The 16,916-nt window shown below is 45.7% G+C and carries 17 protein-coding genes and 1 tRNA gene; 2 read left to right on the top strand and 16 right to left on the bottom strand.

What is annotated here, in order from left to right; all coding sequences use genetic code 11:
* Positions 1 to 25: 25 nt before the first annotated feature.
* The 8 genes from IE165_RS05645 to IE165_RS05610 all read right to left on the bottom strand — a co-directional run bounded on the left by IE165_RS05645 (position 26) and on the right by IE165_RS05610 (position 5,086).
* Positions 26 to 856, bottom strand: a complete 831-nt coding sequence (locus tag IE165_RS05645) for a carboxylesterase family protein (protein ID WP_189625619.1) — start codon at positions 854 to 856, stop codon at positions 26 to 28.
* Between the two features lie 240 nt (positions 857 to 1,096).
* Complete coding sequence (locus IE165_RS05640) at positions 1,097 to 1,627, bottom strand: hypothetical protein (RefSeq protein WP_189625618.1); 531 nt, start codon at positions 1,625 to 1,627, stop codon at positions 1,097 to 1,099.
* Between the two features lie 208 nt (positions 1,628 to 1,835).
* Positions 1,836 to 2,366, bottom strand: coding sequence for a hypothetical protein (locus IE165_RS05635; RefSeq protein WP_189625617.1), 531 nt, complete (start codon positions 2,364 to 2,366; stop codon positions 1,836 to 1,838).
* A complete protein-coding gene (locus tag IE165_RS05630; protein WP_189625616.1) occupies positions 2,320 to 2,553 on the bottom strand; it encodes a hypothetical protein in 234 nt (77 codons plus the stop codon). The genes IE165_RS05635 and IE165_RS05630 overlap by 47 nt, the downstream gene beginning before the upstream one ends.
* Before the next feature lie 26 nt (positions 2,554 to 2,579).
* Positions 2,580 to 3,095 (bottom strand): hypothetical protein, encoded by a 516-nt coding sequence (locus IE165_RS05625; protein ID WP_189625615.1) that lies wholly within the window; start codon positions 3,093 to 3,095, stop codon positions 2,580 to 2,582.
* Between the two features lie 136 nt (positions 3,096 to 3,231).
* Positions 3,232 to 3,732, bottom strand: coding sequence for a hypothetical protein (locus IE165_RS05620; RefSeq protein WP_189625614.1), 501 nt, complete (start codon positions 3,730 to 3,732; stop codon positions 3,232 to 3,234).
* 491 nt (positions 3,733 to 4,223) lie between these two features.
* Positions 4,224 to 4,296, bottom strand: a tRNA-Lys gene (locus tag IE165_RS05615).
* Positions 4,297 to 4,669: 373 nt separating this feature from the next.
* Positions 4,670 to 5,086, bottom strand: coding sequence for a hypothetical protein (locus tag IE165_RS05610; RefSeq protein WP_189625613.1), 417 nt, complete (start codon positions 5,084 to 5,086; stop codon positions 4,670 to 4,672).
* Positions 5,087 to 5,290: 204 nt separating this feature from the next.
* Between IE165_RS05610 and IE165_RS05605 the strand changes: the two genes are divergently transcribed.
* Positions 5,291 to 5,950 (top strand): DUF6624 domain-containing protein, encoded by a 660-nt coding sequence (locus tag IE165_RS05605; RefSeq protein ID WP_189625612.1) that lies wholly within the window; start codon positions 5,291 to 5,293, stop codon positions 5,948 to 5,950.
* Positions 5,951 to 5,968: 18 nt separating this feature from the next.
* On the opposite strand, the gene IE165_RS05600 is transcribed toward IE165_RS05605, so the two are convergent.
* The 3 genes from IE165_RS05600 to IE165_RS05590 form a co-directional block, all read right to left on the bottom strand.
* Positions 5,969 to 6,733 carry a hypothetical protein gene (locus IE165_RS05600; RefSeq protein WP_189625611.1) on the bottom strand — a complete coding sequence of 255 codons (765 nt, stop codon included), beginning with the start codon at positions 6,731 to 6,733 and terminating at the stop codon, positions 5,969 to 5,971.
* A 134-nt stretch (positions 6,734 to 6,867) separates the two neighbouring features.
* Entirely contained in the window at positions 6,868 to 7,482 is a 615-nt protein-coding gene (locus IE165_RS05595; RefSeq protein WP_189625610.1) for a fibronectin type III domain-containing protein, read from the bottom strand.
* Positions 7,483 to 8,012: 530 nt separating this feature from the next.
* The gene (locus IE165_RS05590) at positions 8,013 to 8,969 is read right to left on the bottom strand and encodes an AraC family transcriptional regulator (protein WP_189625609.1); all 957 of its coding nucleotides are present in this window, start codon (positions 8,967 to 8,969) and stop codon (positions 8,013 to 8,015) included.
* A gap of 335 nt (positions 8,970 to 9,304) precedes the next feature.
* Between IE165_RS05590 and IE165_RS05585 the strand changes: the two genes are divergently transcribed.
* The gene (locus IE165_RS05585) at positions 9,305 to 10,489 is read left to right on the top strand and encodes an MFS transporter (protein WP_189625608.1); all 1,185 of its coding nucleotides are present in this window, start codon (positions 9,305 to 9,307) and stop codon (positions 10,487 to 10,489) included.
* Between the two features lie 155 nt (positions 10,490 to 10,644).
* On the opposite strand, the gene IE165_RS05580 is transcribed toward IE165_RS05585, so the two are convergent.
* The 5 genes from IE165_RS05580 to IE165_RS05560 form a co-directional block, all read right to left on the bottom strand.
* The gene (locus IE165_RS05580; RefSeq protein WP_189625607.1) at positions 10,645 to 11,655 is read right to left on the bottom strand and encodes a LacI family DNA-binding transcriptional regulator; all 1,011 of its coding nucleotides are present in this window, start codon (positions 11,653 to 11,655) and stop codon (positions 10,645 to 10,647) included.
* Positions 11,656 to 12,028: 373 nt separating this feature from the next.
* Positions 12,029 to 13,648, bottom strand: coding sequence for an NADP-dependent glyceraldehyde-3-phosphate dehydrogenase (locus IE165_RS05575; protein WP_189625606.1), 1,620 nt, complete (start codon positions 13,646 to 13,648; stop codon positions 12,029 to 12,031).
* 40 nt (positions 13,649 to 13,688) lie between these two features.
* Complete coding sequence (locus IE165_RS05570) at positions 13,689 to 15,137, bottom strand: MFS transporter (protein WP_189625605.1); 1,449 nt, start codon at positions 15,135 to 15,137, stop codon at positions 13,689 to 13,691.
* A 102-nt stretch (positions 15,138 to 15,239) separates the two neighbouring features.
* Positions 15,240 to 15,890 carry a beta/alpha barrel domain-containing protein gene (locus IE165_RS05565; protein WP_189625604.1) on the bottom strand — a complete coding sequence of 217 codons (651 nt, stop codon included), beginning with the start codon at positions 15,888 to 15,890 and terminating at the stop codon, positions 15,240 to 15,242.
* Positions 15,887 to 16,915 carry a sugar kinase gene (locus IE165_RS05560; RefSeq protein WP_189625603.1) on the bottom strand — a complete coding sequence of 343 codons (1,029 nt, stop codon included), beginning with the start codon at positions 16,913 to 16,915 and terminating at the stop codon, positions 15,887 to 15,889. Before IE165_RS05560 ends, IE165_RS05565 begins: the two co-directional genes overlap by 4 nt.
* Position 16,916 lies beyond the last annotated feature (1 nt).

Below are 16,916 nucleotides of genomic sequence, written 5' to 3'. Positions count from 1 at the left end.
CAGGAATGTAGGCGGTTTTTTGTCTCTATTTCTTCTGCTTAAACAACCAGTTTGGTATCTCGTTATCTAGAAGTAATGGAATCGTAATGTTATCATGATTCAATTCCGTGAAAGTTTTAAAAACCACGTTCTTATTACCTTTTAATCTTGTAAAAAGCTCTTCAGATCCCGCGTATGGATTTACGGCATCCATCTTCCCATGAATCAAAAAAACACTTTTTTGCTTCAGCGAATGGATGTTTGAGAAATCCGGAACAGCGGCAACCGAGACAATGGCCGCAAATTTATCGGGCGCAAGGTTTAAAATATTTTGTGCTGTAGATCCGCCCATCGAATAGCCTGTAAGATAGATTCGGGATTTGTCCACGTTGTATCTCTTTTGAAAATCATCCAATAAGTTCAGCACCACTTGTATATCATTAAAAGGCACCGATCTAAGCGATCCATCATCGGCTTTCAAATACGTAGAGGATCGCTCTTTAAATTGAGGGACAATTACAAAAGCGGAATACGTATCATAAACATCTTCTCTTATCCATATTTTTGACAGATGCTCCAGTTGCTTTTCATTATCATTCCCGATCCTACTAGAATTATGAAAGGCAATAATAACTGGATAATTCTTGGAGCTATCATAGTTTTTTGGCTTTAACAATCGATATGGCAAACTCTTTTCATCTTTTGTATAGGTATGTTTTTCGAAAAGATCATTAGACAATTTATTAATGATATCCCTTGTACGAACGAACGTCAAACTATCCACTTTTGTGCTATCAGAAAGACGAGTTTGCGCGTTTACGCCGAACGATATCAGCGCAAAATTTATAAAGAATAGTGCTTTTATTTTTTTAAGCATAATGCCACTTGGTAATTACTCATATTATCTTGAGGCTTGGCAATTACGGAGATCCAAAATGATGCCCCTTTTTACCGCATATTATTTTCTTAAACTGAATTCGAGTACAGGCCCCGCAGATTAAGAGTCTGTTGCCCTACCAACTGAACTACTTTTTTCAACGTTATGCTCTTATGTTACAGCAACTAGTCTAGCAGGTATAATCCGTCACCCACCCATTTTTACCTACTTTTGAAAGAACTACTTTTTCAGTTCCATTTTCAGGCTGTCTTCCTTCGCCATCCTTTCTCTTATAAAAATTATGTCACTTTTGTTGAGAATGACAAAATTGCCAGGCTGATCATAATTAAACAACCTAACATTAAACTCGGTTGCACTTGAATAACCAAAAAACACATCCTCTGCCATAAATGCTCCCCCTCTTACTTCCACATCGACATTTCCCTCAAAATAATCCTCATCAAATATCATAGAATAAAATCCCCCTTTATCTGCCGTGGTTTTATAAATTTCACCCTTTTTGGACTCAAAACGCAATGTGGCAAAAGCAGCTTTTTTCCCCGTTTCACTAATCGTAACTTTGCCATGCACTAACAATGGTACATTCTTCACCGATTTATCTTGGGCGTGATGTATAATTTCGAATCCTTTGCTATCATGGTATCTTTTTCCAGCTCGGCAAGCTGAAAAAAGCAAACCGACTCCTAAGCATAAACCAAAACCACTAACAGCCCAATTTTTTGCCTTTTGGCGCAATATTTTCAACTCCATATTGTTGTGCATTTATTACAAAAAACTAGCAAAAAAATACCCGTGCCTAAAATCTGATCTTTCTGTTTTGATAAGGTCGCTAAAAGACGTCCCTGAGCAAGGAGTTCCCCTTGGAAAATCTTGTTTTAAGATTAGAATGCCATAGTTACAGCAACTAGTCTAGCAGGTATAATCCGTCACCCACCCATTTTGCCTACTTTTGAAAGAACTACTTTTTCAGTTCCATTTTCAGGCTGTCTTCCTTTGCACTCCTTTCCCTTATAAAAATTATGTCACTTTTGTTGAGAATCACAAAAAGACCAGGCTTATCATAGTTATATAACCTAATATTAAATTCGCTCGCACTTGAGTAACCAAAAAATACATCCTCTACCATAAACGAGCCACTTCTTACTGCTACGTCGACATTTCCATCAAAATATTTCTCATCAAATATTATACTGTAAAATCCCCATTTATCCGCTGTGGTTTTATAAATTTTACCCTTCTTTGATTCAAAACGTAATGTGGCAAAAGCAGCTTTCTTACCCGTCTCACTAATCGTCACTTTTCCATGTACCAACAATGGAACAGGCTTTCCCGATTTATCCTGCGTGTGATGTATAATTTCGTACCCTTGGCTATCATGGTATCTTTTTCCAACTCGGCAAGCTGAAAAAAGCAAACTTACTCCTAAGCATAGACCAAAACCACTAACAGCCCAGTTTTTTGCCTTTTGGCGCAATATTTTCAACTCCATATTGTTGTGCTTTTATGGTATCTGTTATTCTTTTTTTGTCCGTATCACTAAGGCTACTAAATGCATCCGTATCGGTTAATCCCTTCCATGCTAAATCTTTATAGAAGGAATCATTCATCGGGTATTTCATCTTCTTTCCATATTGAATCAATGACGCCGCTATATCATTGATAAAACTTTTTGCCATCTCATTATGTTGAACCGGGCCACTATTTATCCCAGCTTTTTTGAAGAGATATTTTTTAAAAAGCTCTGGGTAAGTAGCTGTCGCACTTGTAGGATCATCTTTGTAGTAGCATATAAATAGGCATGCACCGATTCGTGGAGTATGGTTGTGGCTGCTGCTAAATCAGTGACGTTTTGTATCACATCTCTATGTGTATTAAAATTAATTGTGACATAGCCATCAATCATCTCATTCTTTACCCATGCAACTTGTGCAAGCCCTTCATCACCACCTATTAATTCCTGAGCAAATTTCAGTTTATATCCGGGTAGTTGACCAGCAAATTTTTGAATAATATTTGCGACACTATTACCCTTTAGTGTTTTCAATGTGTCAAGAACGCTGCCCATGCAATCCGGAAGGTCAGTATCATCTATTTCTTCATCAAATTCTTCGGCGCTCTTTGGTGGAGCCATAATGGGACCGGATCCAACAGGAGGTTCGATACCGTAATATTCAGATGGATTTACTGGATAATCCGCGTTGGACCAATCGTCGCCCATGTCCGGCTCTTGAGGAGGGCAATAGAGGACATTCAATACTCCATTAACATATCCTCGAACGCAACCTCCGGATCCTCCTACGGCTTTGGTTGCGCCTATTGCAGAACTTTTTGGTTCAATTGTGTTCTTAACACGACTAAGATGTGTTCTTAACACGACTAAGAAACGAAGACTTTGACACCTTCGTAGAATTATTGAAATAGGCTTCCACAATTCTATTATTATTTAACGATTTACTGAAAATCAAACCATTAAATGTTGTTGCCGAATCAACTGGAGCAAAAATCAATAGCGAATAGTTAGTTTTTGAGTCTGCTTTTCGTACCGCTCTTACCCAAACTTTATTTTCTACATCAACTAATCTATCTCCAACAGAAAACAGTACACTATCTAATACATTCACTTTGACATATAATGTATCATTACTTTTTTCAATAACCTTATCCCAGTTAAGGTCTGTTTTAAAACTAGGCATCAAAAAGTACTTATTCGATTTGTCGTAACCGGTCTGATTTTTAAAGTCATCCCGCAGTGCGCTTATTGAATACTTCTGGCCTCCATCAATAAGAATATCCTGTTGATCTTTACATCCCATAACGGAAATGAATAAGGCAAACATTAATAGAATTTTTCTCATAAAATCAGATAAATATTATTTATACATTTAACATAATTTAATCTAAAGATAGCGAAAATTTAAATTCAGTGTGTTTTATTGAAAAAAAATACATATTAAGTTATCGATAAATCGCCTAACATTAATAAAACCTGGAAACTATAGTAATTTGTAGAGGGATCAATTGTATAGATATCGCTAAATTTTCTTGCCGGACTTTTCTTTAACGACTTTTATTGCTATCATAGAACGATAAGAATTGAGATTATGAGACTTGATAACTACTGCAGATTATAAACAGTATGAATGGTGTCCAGCCAATTCTCTAACGCAGATTTGCGAGACAGTTAGCTAATCAACACCGTTTTTATATTACCATTTAAGTATGTCTTGAGCAAGCAACAATTTATAGATTTACAACATCATACATAGCATAGCGGGAACAATGCCGCTTAAACGATCCACAAAACCTTAAAAACAAAAAAGCTTCCCTATTTCTAAGAAAGCTTTTGTGACCCCGCTGAGGCTCGAACTCAGGACCCACAGATTAAGAGTCTGTTGCTCTACCAACTGAGCTACGAAGTCGACTGTTCACAAATGTAAGCGCTAGTCCAGAAAATAGCAACCCTTTTAAACGATTTTTTCCGATGTGACGAAGGATTGACGAAATTAACCGGTCGCTTCGTCTCACAGAGCACCCTTGAAAACCAAAATCATCCCCCAATACCCACTATACCAATGCCTCCGCACCACTTTCGCGCTAGATCGACTTGACAAAAGTAATCAAGTCCGCGAGCAAATTGGCTCACTACTAACACTTTTTAAGCTCAAAAAAAAGATTATTTGAGCTTATAAAACTTAAAATAAGAGCTCATTAAAAACACGAAGAATATATTCAGCTATTTGAGCTTTAGGAGTTAACAAAATTATCCGATAACCTCATATCACAAAATCCCCCCTAATACCCACTATCCAACTGTATCAGCACCGCCTTTGGCGCGAAGTCCGCTTTCCATATCGCTATACGGAGATAACCCTCCGGCTGGGGCTGGCCAAGGCTGTAGCCATATACCCGCAGGCGGTAGCAGGCTTTTGCCAAGGCTATTGCCAAGGTAACGAAGCTGCTGGGACAATCCAATACCTGTAGGCTAACGGATTTCAGCTCGATGCGGGCCTCCACAATATGGTCCGCATCTTTGGCGGCATCAATTTCGGGAGCCGATTTCAAGATCGGAAGCGAGGCCTCGGCCATACACTCATCGTATTCGATCACCACACCTAGAAAGCCTTCATCTACAGCCAAGCGCTCGCTATGGGCTGCTTCCGACCAAAAGTCGGGTCCATCCCCACCGTGGGCCGCATCCTTATCTGCCATATAAAACTGTCCATACTGGATAAAAATCCTATTGATGCGTAATAAGCATAGGCTTAGATAAGTACTAATACACAGCTTTCGTCGCCAAACGGGGCCAGTTTCTAGGTAGAAAAACGATACCCCGCAAACAAATAAACATAAGCTCGTATTCGTTTTAGCGAGCGATATTTCCTATTTTTAAGCTTACGATTAATGCCATAGCCCATGAAAAACAGTCTTCTTCTATTCCTCGTTTACCTAGGCTTGCAGAGCTGCAGCAGCAGCAGATCGCTGCCTGCTGGCGAACAATCCCGGATACAGGCGCATCTGGCGGAGATGGTGACGATCGATCAAGTGGCGGCAAAGGTAAAAACCGGGAAATACAAAGACTACAGCGATGCCCGGTGGGATGCATTTAAAGACAGTGTATTTCAGACCAATCAAAAAACCATTGCCAAATATTTTTCGGAATACGGATATCTAGGCTATCAGCAAGTGGGCAAGGAGAGTTCCAATCATTTTTGGTTGCTGGTGCAGCATTGCGACCATGACCCCGCTTTTCAGCGGAAAGTATTGCGCGCGATGGAGAAAGAGGTTAAACGTAACAATGCCAATCCGGAAAACTACGCCTATCTTTTTGATCGGGTACAGGTGAATGCGGGAAAGAAGCAGCAATTCGGCACGCAAGTGACCTACCTAGTGCGCACGACGGGACGGGCTATTCCGAAAATTGGTTTGCTAGACTCTGCCCGAGTAGACCAGCTGCGGCAGGAGCATAACCTTGAACCCTTGAAAGTCTATTTGAACCGCATGACGCAGCTGCATTTTCAAATGAACAAAGCATCGTATAACGAGAAGGGGATAACCGAGCCCGACCTATATTAACACGGACGCCAAGGCATACTAGTCCGCCTCACCGGAATGTCCATCAAACTTCTCCTTCAGCTTGGCTTCGACCTGCTCCACACGTCGGTACAGCTTATCGCTCGCGGCCACCAGTTGGGCATATTTCTCGAACACCAAGTTGGCAAAGTCCGTGTAGGCAAAGTATTCCTTTTCCACTTCGGCATAAGCGCCCAAGAAGTTCTGATGATCGTCATCTAGCGACACGGTATGCACAGATAGCTCTTCGTATCGCTGGTAAAGATCGCTCAGCACGCCAAAATACATGGGATCGATAAGCCCGTCTTCGTCGTCGATTTTTTCGATATCGGCATTATAGCGTTCGGTCAACGCGCTAATCGCATCGTAAACCGCCCCTAGATCGGCGCTATGCTTGAGCGTCATGCTATAGAAATCGTCCAGCCTGATGGTAAGCTCCCCTTCGAAGGAATCAAGATCTGGCGATTTGGCGATACCCAGGGCATCTTCCAGAAAGTCGAGGTCCTGCTCGATGGCCAGGCTGCGCAGTAACAGGTCGCCGAGCTCGGCATCCACCGCGCGGAGCGGAGGTATCCGCTCTGCCGCCTCGAGGCGCAGGGCATAGGTCAGGTCGTGCGCCTTATAGTAGTGGGCCAAGGCCTCCTGCTCAAACGGGGGCGGCGTTTGTGCATCATCAAAATCCAAGATAATGTCTCGTAAGGGATGGCTTTTAACAATGGTCTTTATCATGGTGAAACTATTTTGCGTAGTATAAAGATAAGATTTAGTTGGCGAAGCGGAGTCCACGTTTTTTGGTTGTGGCCGAGCCGCCACTTCGGGGCGGATATAGGATTGGAATCAAAGGCTACCTCGACCCCTGGGGTCACTGCGCGACCGTCGCGCAAAGAGGTAGCCTTTTGCGATTCATCTACGGCAACTTTTTACATGATGACCGAGCGAATCACATCGCTGTACGTCAGCGTGGGATTTGTTGTGGCATAGGCCACACGAAACTCGTAACGCTCCAAGCTTTCCAAACCGCTAATCGCGATATTGGCTCGTGAGCTCGACACACGCTCCCACGCGTCTTCAGACTGTACTTTTCGGTACTCGAAAAAGTACATCAATGCCGCATTCCAAACGTTGACGCGCAGCTCGACCACTCCCGGCCTGGCGGCCACCGCGGCGGCACGTAGGTTTGTAGGCTTCGGTGCCAACCCAACAGGCGTTGCCCCCTTGGTTGGCACAAAGCCAGCCGCCAAGATCAAAGCACGATTTCCGTGAGCTACCTTCGTCACATACAGCGACAAATCAAACAGTACGGACTTCAGCTCCGCAAACCGTTGATTTTTGATCACCACTTGTCGCATGTCGCGAAAAGCGGCATCGGCTACCGCACGTCTGAAAGCGGTTAGCGTTTCTTCCAGAACCTCCAATGCTGGATCTGGATCCGGAAACAAATTGGCATTTTCCGTCATCTTGACCAAAATGCGCTCTGCGTACTGTCCCACTTGGACTTCTGACAGTTTTCTGAACTGTAATGTTGTTCTAAACATAACATTTTGTTTTTAAGTAATTAAATAAACCATTAACACTACAAAGATCAGCGGTCTTTTTTAGAATTAGGGGGTCAAATCGTGCCAACTTTTTGGGGTCAACCCGAAATTTTTGGCACGATTTGACCCCCTTTTTACAGTTTTTTGAGCCTAAAAAATCAGATTAGCACGCTAAAAAAGTAGCCCCACATAGTGAAAAAGGCCCTTTTGCTAAAGAGACAATACCGTTCATTAATGGAAAAACGCTTTTCACTAGTGAAATGACGCACTTCACTAGGCATCCGCCTCTAATGCGTATGCATCCGAGCCTTTTCACTAGGGATTCGTACCCGATGCGTTTGCATTTGAACTGCTTCACTAAGCATCCACGATTAATGCGTATGCATTCGATCCTCTTCACTAGGCATCCGTGCCTGATGCGTATGCATTCGAGCCTAATACGCATGCATGCAAACCTTTTCACTAGGTTTATCGGGCAGATGCAGATGCATCTAACGCATCTGCAGGCTGAAACAAATATTATGCGGGTATTATTTTGTGTTTCTTTTGATCGATGAGGGCGGCTCAAAAAAGTACTTTTTAAACTCACGGCTAAAGTACTTACGATTGGGAAACTGCAGCTCATTGGCTACCTCTTCCACCGACATTTCGCCTTGATGGAGCAGCTCCTGCGCTTTTCTTAATTTCAGCTGTTGTATAAAATCCGCTATTTTGATATGCTTACGCTCGAAAGCCCTGTATAGGGTTCGCCTACTGATAGCGAGCGCATCGGCAATGCTTTCCTTACTCATGTCTTCCTTGTAATGTTCACGTATATATTGTATTGCGCGGTGGTAGACCTGCAGCATGGAACGCCCACCGCTGTCCGACTCCCTTTGAAGAGCCGTATCCAGCTCCTGAAAAAGGCGCCCCAAGCAAAGCGTGAGTTCGCTACGCGTATGGAAAGCACGAAACTGCAGGGAGGAAAGCTGTCGAAAAACCTCCCGAAAGCGAAAATTTATCCCGACGTCGGGCAACAGCAAATCTTGAGGGGGAGTTTCCGCCCGATGCAGCAGTAAATTTCCGGTTGCGGGATATTCTTGGAAGAGGGCTTCCAGTATAGGCTCTTTATAGCCTACATATATTATACGAACCTTGCCTTCATCCATAGCCATCGAAATACGGCGTTTGTTGGACACAAAGGGCAAACATCGATTTTCTGCCAACACAAAGTTTTCGGACAGCGACAGCTTGGATTGCCCCATAAGCTGGTAGCATTGCCAAAACAGAAAGTCGTGTGGCAGCAGTTTAAACGAGCATCCCCCAGCAGGAACCTCACCATAGATCTCCAGCAGCAGGATATGCTCCAGCTCGCAGCAGCTGCAGCATAAATCGGCCATCATGCCCTGATGATATGCCGCGGGCAGGAAGCCTAGATATCCGGTATTCCGAACCTCCTCTTCCCCCAGGTAAAAAGGAGCAAACTGTAGGTATTTAGCATGGCACATAGCGGCTAGCAAGCTTATTGTACAGATATTTCCTTAAAAATAACGAAAAATAAGATTAACCACCGAATAAATTCGTCAATAAAAGATACACAATTGCACCCTATCTCGGTATCCAAGACAGGAAAGAAAGACGCATCTATTTGGCCGACAGTATTTTTTGTTTCTTTGTATGGGAAACCTGAAAATCGATACCGTAGCCTTTAAACCTAACGACGCTATGCGCTGGATGCAGTCTGTCCTTATCCTTCCCGACAAAATCAACCGTAGAGGATCTATCGCAACTTTAGCATTTTTCTTGGAAATTTGACGTAATTTTGCGGCAAACAGCCCATACCATGGAATTCTCTTCGAGCAGCCCTTCGGCCACCTTTCCCGAAAATAAACAGCGCATCCGCCTTGCCGTTTCTCTTTTTTACTTCGGACAGGGGTTGGCATTTGCTAGCTGGGCAAGCCGTATACCGATCATCAAAGCGAACCTCCACCTCACCGAGGCGCAATTGGGAACGGTGTTACTCATGTTGCCCGTGGGGCAGCTGATCACGATGCCGCTATCGGGCAAATTGGTCGGCAAATATGGCAGCCATCGGCTGATGCCCTTTGGTGCACTACTTTATCTGTTGGTGCTTTGCAGCATCTCCTTTGCCAACAATGCATGGCAGCTGGGCGGTGCCCTGCTTGGCTTCGGTATCATCGGAAACATCTGCAACATCTCCGTCAATACACAGGGCGTGCTTGCCGAGCGCATGTACCAAAAGTCCATTATGTCGTCGTTTCACGGCGCCTGGAGCATAGCCGGATTTACCGGTGCCCTTATCGGACTGGCTACGCTCAATTTTCAGGTAAGCACCTCCGTGCATTTCTATATCGTCACGGGATTGATGCTGATCAATATCCTGCTAAACAGGAGCTACCTGCTGCAAGACCCCTCTGGAACGGCTGAAAAAAAATCCTTTTCGTTCAAGCCCGATCGGCTATTGATCTCTTTGGGAGTCATCGGCTTTTGCAGCATGGCTACCGAAGGCGCCATGTTTGACTGGAGTGGCGTTTATTTCCACGACATCGTGAAAGCCCCCGACAGCCTAACCACCTTGGGCTATGCCGCCTTTATGGTGATGATGGCCACCGGTCGTTTTATCGGCGATGCCGTGATCAGCCGTATCGGCCGGCAGCGCACCTTGCAGATCAGCGGTCTCTTGATGTTTATGGGCATGATGAGTGCCGTGGTTTTTCCACAGCTGATTTTCTGTACGCTCGCTTTTATGTTGGTGGGGCTGGGCGTGGCCTGTAATGTACCTTCCGTGTATTCGGTGGCGGGCACACACAAAACCATCTCTTCTGGCGTGGCGCTGGCCATGGTTTCCAGCGTCAGCTACCTCGGCTTCTTGATGGGGCCGCCATTGATCGGCTACATCGCCGAAGTCCTTAACCTTCGCTATTCTTTCGGTGTGTTTGCCTGCTTTGGTCTCTTGATGTTTGCCCTAACCAGCCGCTTGGCCGTTTTCAAAACGCCCAAGGCCTAGAGCGAGGATATATTATTTTGAAAATGTGTTTTGAAGCTCTTTTTATATAAAAAAAGACATCTACTTGAAATGGTACCATATCAAGCATTTTTTAGACAATGTGGCTAGTCATGGACACAAAAGGTTGCGCTATGGATTATGCTTCTTAGCATCGCCTATTTGTTTTCAATCATGGTGGTGGGCAGTACAACGGTTTCAAAATCGACACCGCTGTGTTTGGCCTCGATCTGCTGGATCAGCAGCTCGGCTGCTCGCTGCCCCATTTCAAAGGCCGGCTGGCGAATGGCTGTAATCGTGGGCGAGAAGATATTGACCACTTTGGAATTCGTGAAACCGGCAATGGCAACCTGCCCAATCTGCGCTGCATACCGCTCGTGCATCACTTGCAGGTAGCCCGTTGTTAATTTATCCCCTGAAATAAAGATGCCGTCGTAGTCGGTGTCAGCAAGCTCTGTTACCGCCTGTTGCAGCTCGCCATGCTGCAAACCGCCATATTGACAATATTTCACCAGGGCGTCGTCCATGTCGAGCGCATGAGCCTGCAGGCCCATCTGGTAACCTTCTAAGCGTTCCTTTGTGATGGACAACGTTCTTGCTCCGGTAAGGTGTGCAACACGCTTGCAGCCCCTTTGGGCAAGGTAGTGCACCGCATCATAGCCGCCTTGCTTATTATCGGCGATCACGCGGTGTGCGGGAATTTGCGCAGGAACGCGATCGAAGAAAACAATAGGAAAACCTTTTTCTATGAGGCTTTCGAGGTAGCGGACATCGCTCGTCTCGGCCGAGAGGGCCATGAGCAGCCCGTCAGTGGATCGTCCGTATAGGTGTTCTACATTAAGGCGCTCACGGTCGGCAGATTCATGTGTTTGCGAAATAACAACCTGGTAATTTTTGGCATAGGCTATCGATTCAATCCCATCGATGACCTGCGAAAAAAAATTATTGGCAATCTCGCTCACGATAATACCAATACTGTAACTTTTGCGCTCCTTAAGACTGCGGGCAATGGGATTTGCACGATAATTCATTTTCTCCGCATAAGCCAACACGATCTTCTTCGTTTCCGCACTGATCTCGTAGCTGTCTCGCAAGGCCCTGGATACCGTAGAGGGCGAGAGGTTTAAAGCCTTGGCAATATCTTTAATCGTATAGTTTTCGAACGCCATGATGAGTAAAATTACGTAATAATACCTCAGTTCAGGCTAGCACCATACAAATTTATTGCCAAGGTCAAATAATACTTTGGAAAGGACCTTTATTGTTTTGTGGTTTATATTCTGCTATCCAATATTTTATCATCATGTCTGGAGTGTTTTAGCCAGCATAAGGAGGCTGCTTTTCTTGGGTGCGTGCTCGGCCCATGAAAGTATATCCTGCCAATTTAATGTCAAGAGTCCATCCGGGATCGGAAAAAATCCGATTTTATGCAAATTATTTAACATCTTTAAGGCTGTTGTTAAGTATGCCTGATGTTTACCCAGCTATGGCCACGAAGAAAAGAAAAGGGCGACATCACGGCCGCCCTACTAAAAGAAAAAACTAAAAAATATACTTGGTACTCAAGAAATTAGAGCTGTTGTCGCCCACAATCTCGTTTAGCAGCTTCTTGTTCTTATCCGTATTTTTAGTGGCCACAAGCGAGCGTATGGAGAACGATCGCAGGGCATCCACCACGGAAAGTGTGCCTTCGGCACTGTCCTTGCGCCCGGTAAATGGAAAGGTATCCGGACCACGCTGACATTGGCTATTGACGTTGACACGACTCACTTGATTGACCAAGGGATCGATTAAGGAAGAGATTACCGCAGCGTTATTGCTGAAGATACTGACCTGCTGTCCGTGCGAGGACTCGATCAGGTATTCGATTGGTTCTTCCAGATCATCAAAAGGAACGACAGGAATCACGGGACCAAATTGTTCCTCCCGGTATAGTTTCATCTGTGCATTGACGGGGTAAACGATCGCCGGGTAGAAAAATGATTCTAGCATCTCGCCACCATGCTCATTCACCACCTTCGCACCATGCTTTCTGGCATCTTCCAAGCATTCCGTCAGGTAAGCGGGTTTGTTGACTTCCGGGAGCGGTGTCAAAGCGACATCCTTTTCCCAAGGCATACCATATTTTAATTTGCCGACCGCGGTGCTCAGCCGTTTTAAAAATTCGGGTGCCATGCTGCGGTGTACATAGATGATCTTGAGTGCCGTGCAACGCTGACCGTTGAAGGACAACGCCCCCAACACCGTTTCTGAGACCGCTAGATCCAAATCGGCGTCTTTCGTAATGATCGCCGCATTTTTGGCATCTAGACCTAATATCGCACGCAAACGATTGACGCGCGGATGCAGTTTTTTCAACTCGTCGGCCACGCGGCTGGAGCCGATCAAGGTCAGCACATTGATCTTTCCCGACTGCATCAATTGCGGCACGATCTTGTTGCCACGACCGTAAATCGTATTGACGACGCCTTTTGGAAAGCTGGTTCGAAAAGCCTCCAGCAAAGGATAATGCAATAAAGTGCCATGCTTTGGCGGTTTGAAAAGTAGGGTATTGCCCATAATCAGCGCCGGAATAAGCGTGGTGAACGTCTCGTTCAACGGATAATTGAAGGGCCCCATACATAGCACGACGCCAAGTGGCGACCGCCTAATCTGCGCTATAATGCCTTGCTCAATCTGGAATCGAGAGGAGTCCCGATCCACATCCTTCAACGCGTCGATCGTCGCATAAATATATTCGACTGTACGATCAAATTCTTTCACGGAGTCCATATACGACTTGCCGATTTCCCACATGATGAGTTTCACGACGATCTCTTTCTTATCGATCATCTGCTGGGTAAAACGCTCCACACAGGCAATCCGATCTGCTACGCTCATCGTAGGCCACTCGCCGCGGCCACTATTGTAGGCCTGTACCGCAGCCTCAAGCGCTTCCATGGATTGCTTTTCGGTACATACCGGGTAACTGCCGATACGTTTCCGCTGAAGTCCATCCTTTGTCTTCACACAAATTGGCGAGAACACGTCGCTGGTTTCGCCCGTCCAGGGCAACATCTCGCCATTCGATAAGAACTCGCGCTGGTCAATCTGTTCGTCGAGGGCATACGCTGCGGGGATGTCCTCATCCGCATAGAATATGCTTTCTAAATCTAACTGCATCGTTAACATTATTTAGGTAGGTTTGCTATAAGTCGATTCATTAATCGGTAATGATCTGCATCCGTGGCACCAAGCTTTTCATGACCATCCAAGCGATCAGATAGGCTACCGCACAGAAAGAAAATACGATAAAATAGCCGGCCTCTTCTCCCTTAAAACCCATAAATACCATCTGTGTCTCTTTTGCATGGTCAAAAAGCTTCCCTGAAAAGAAGTTGATAAACGTCGATCCGACGCCTCCAGCCAAGCCGCCGATACCGGTTACCGTGGCGATGGCACGCCGCGGAAACATGTCGCCCACGGTAGAGAAAATGTTTGCCGACCACGACTGGTGTGCCGCTCCAGCGAATCCGATCAACAGTACCGGAATCCAGTAGGATATATGCCCCAAAGGTTGTGCAAACAACACCGCCAGTGGCACAAACGCAAAAATAAGCATAGACTTCATGCGTCCATCGTAGGGATTCAGTCCCTTCTTATCCACAAAATAACTGGGCAACCAACCGCCGATGATCGACAGCAAGGTAATCAGGTACAGCACAAAGATAGCCAGCTGTCCTTCCGTATCAGAAGACTTGATGTCATAAACCGCAGAAAGGTAGGCCGGCATCCAGAACAAGAAGAACCACCATACGCCATCTGTCATAAACTTACCAAAGGCAAAAGCCCAAGTTTGCCTGTACTTGAAGCAGGTAGCCAAAGACATCTTTTTCTTGACGACAGGTACAGAGATTTCTGGCGTTGTTTCCTCTTCATGGTCTCCATCCTGCATGATATACACCAGTTCGGCCGCATTGACCTTCGGGTTTCTGTGGGGTTTCTTATACAAAAAGATCCAAAAGCCCATCCATACGAAGCCCAAGGCACCGATGATGATAAACGACATCTCCCATCCCCAATATGCTGCAATAACAGGAATGGTGAGCGGTGCCGCCAACGCACCGATGGTTGCACCGGCATTAAACACACTGGTAGCAAGGGCGCGATCCTTTTTCGGGAAATACTCGGCAGTAGCTTTGATCGCAGCGGGAAAGTTTCCGGCCTCACCGACAGCCAGCACGAAACGCGCGAATACAAAAAGTACGACACTGACACTGATCACCCGAGCCACGTCATTGACCTGCGCTATGGCATGCTTGGCTCCTTCAAAGCCCACAAACCACTCGCCGGCAACAATACCGGATGTTGCAATCCCACAGAATGCATGCAATATGGCTCCCAACGACCAAACACCGATTGCCCAAAGGAAACCTTTCTTCGTATCCATCCAATCCACAAATGGTCCCGCGAAGAGCATACTGACGGCGTAAAAGATTGAAAACAGCGCGGTGATAAGCCCATAATCGCTGTTGGTCCAGTGAAATTCTGGGCTTATAAAGTCTTTCCAGGTGAGGGACAGTACCTGCCTGTCCATGTAATTTATCGTGGTTGCGAAAAACAGAAGCCCGCATATGGTCCACCTGTAGTTCCCTTTTTTCTCATTAGTCATTGGTAGCTTGGAATTAAAAAGTTAAAATCAAAATATGGTTTACGATATATATGAGGTATGAGGTTCCATGTACGCCCCTAAAATGGGACGTACATGAACATATTAGTTTTGCTGCGCCTGCTTGACCAAGGCCAAAGCCTGCGCTGTTCTTTCTGCGAGCCCCTCCACACGCTTCGGATCGATCAGTTTACTGCCCATGCCCACCGCGCAAACACCAGCCTTGAACCAGGCCGTCAAGTTGCCGATCTCTAGGTCGACCCCTCCTGTTGGTATAAACAGCTGGCCTTTAAAAAGTTCCCGTATTGCGGATAAGAATCCAGGCCCGAGCACATTGGCAGGGAAAAGCTTGATTAAGCGCGCGTCATATTGCTGTGCCAGGGCGATCTCCGTAGGCGTCATACAGCCCGGCACCCACAGGAGGCCCGCTTGCTGCACCAGCTCACCAACAGCCGGCACAACAATGGGTGACACGATAAAATCGGCCCCCAATTCAATAAACAGCTTGGCTTCTGTAACATTTTTTATGGTTCCGATGCCAAGTTGCAAACCCGGCATGTCTGCATCGCGTGCAGCAACCAACGCCTCGAACACATCCTTTGCTTCCGCACCGCGATTGGTAAATTCAAACACACGGATGCCCGCACCATACAACGTTTTTACCATGTCGACGCTTTCGCGCGCATCGGTATGAAAAAACAAAGGAAGCATCCCTTGTTCTAGGATAGCGTCTAATACCGCTTCTATTTTACTCATTTTTTAATTCTTTTTTCAATGTCTGAGACCGAACTCACCGTGGCATCGCTCGGGATAAACAATTTGTCGTACGCCGCGGCGGTGGCGAATTCGAGGGTATCACTTGCCGAGTGTTCCTGATAAAGGCCATAGATCAATCCTGCCATAAAGCAATCGCCGCTACCGACTTTATCAACAATGGTTTCCGAAATATACGCATTGGAGACCAAAAGTCTATCCTCGCCATACAGGCAGGTATAATACTTTATGCCCTTTTCAAGATAGTCAAAACGGAAAGTATTCGCCACATAGCGACAGCGCTCATAGCGTGCAAGGAGTGCTGCACTGCTGCGTTCGGCTTGTGCCAACAGTGCTTCTTTCGGGTATTCGGATTGGGAAACATGGAATTGATCGTCCAGGTCGGTGCCCAGCATCAGCTGTGCTGCCCATATATTACCCATGATGACCTGGCAATAGCTGGCTAGGTCTGGCATCACCTCAAGGGGGCTCTTTCCATATTGCCAAAGCTTAGCGCGGTAGTTCAAATCTAACGATATCGTAATGCCCTTATCGGTAGCGACCTGTAGGGCTTCCAAGCAGATAGCCGCAATTTCTTCGTTAATGGCCGGGCAGATCGCTGAAAAATGGAACCAACTTACGCCGTTAAAAATGGCGTCCCAATCCATATCGGCACGGCGAAGCTGGGCAAAGGCAGATCCAGCACGATCATATACAACACCCGCGTGTTTTACATCCTTTCCTTTTGGCAGGTAATAGATCCCGATTCGGTCGCCTTGCCAACGCATGGCTTCCAAATCTAGGCCTCTGCTTTCCAAATGATGGGCTATATCCTTGCTTATTGCATTGGAAGGCATAGCCGACAGATAGGCCGATGGTAACCCCCAATGCGAAAGTGCAGTAGCCACGTTCAGTTCTGCACCACCTATATAAAAAGGCAATTGACCGCTTGCTACCCAATCTGTTGTAATATCCGGACAGATGCGCAGTAATATTTCCCCAAAACTGAGTACTTTCCCGTTTTTCATC

The organism is Sphingobacterium griseoflavum, assembly GCF_014653155.1.
Lineage (GTDB): Bacteria > Bacteroidota > Bacteroidia > Sphingobacteriales > Sphingobacteriaceae > Sphingobacterium > Sphingobacterium griseoflavum.
Note: the sequence above shows the minus strand (reverse complement) of the source record. Positions and strands in the feature narration are given on the sequence as shown.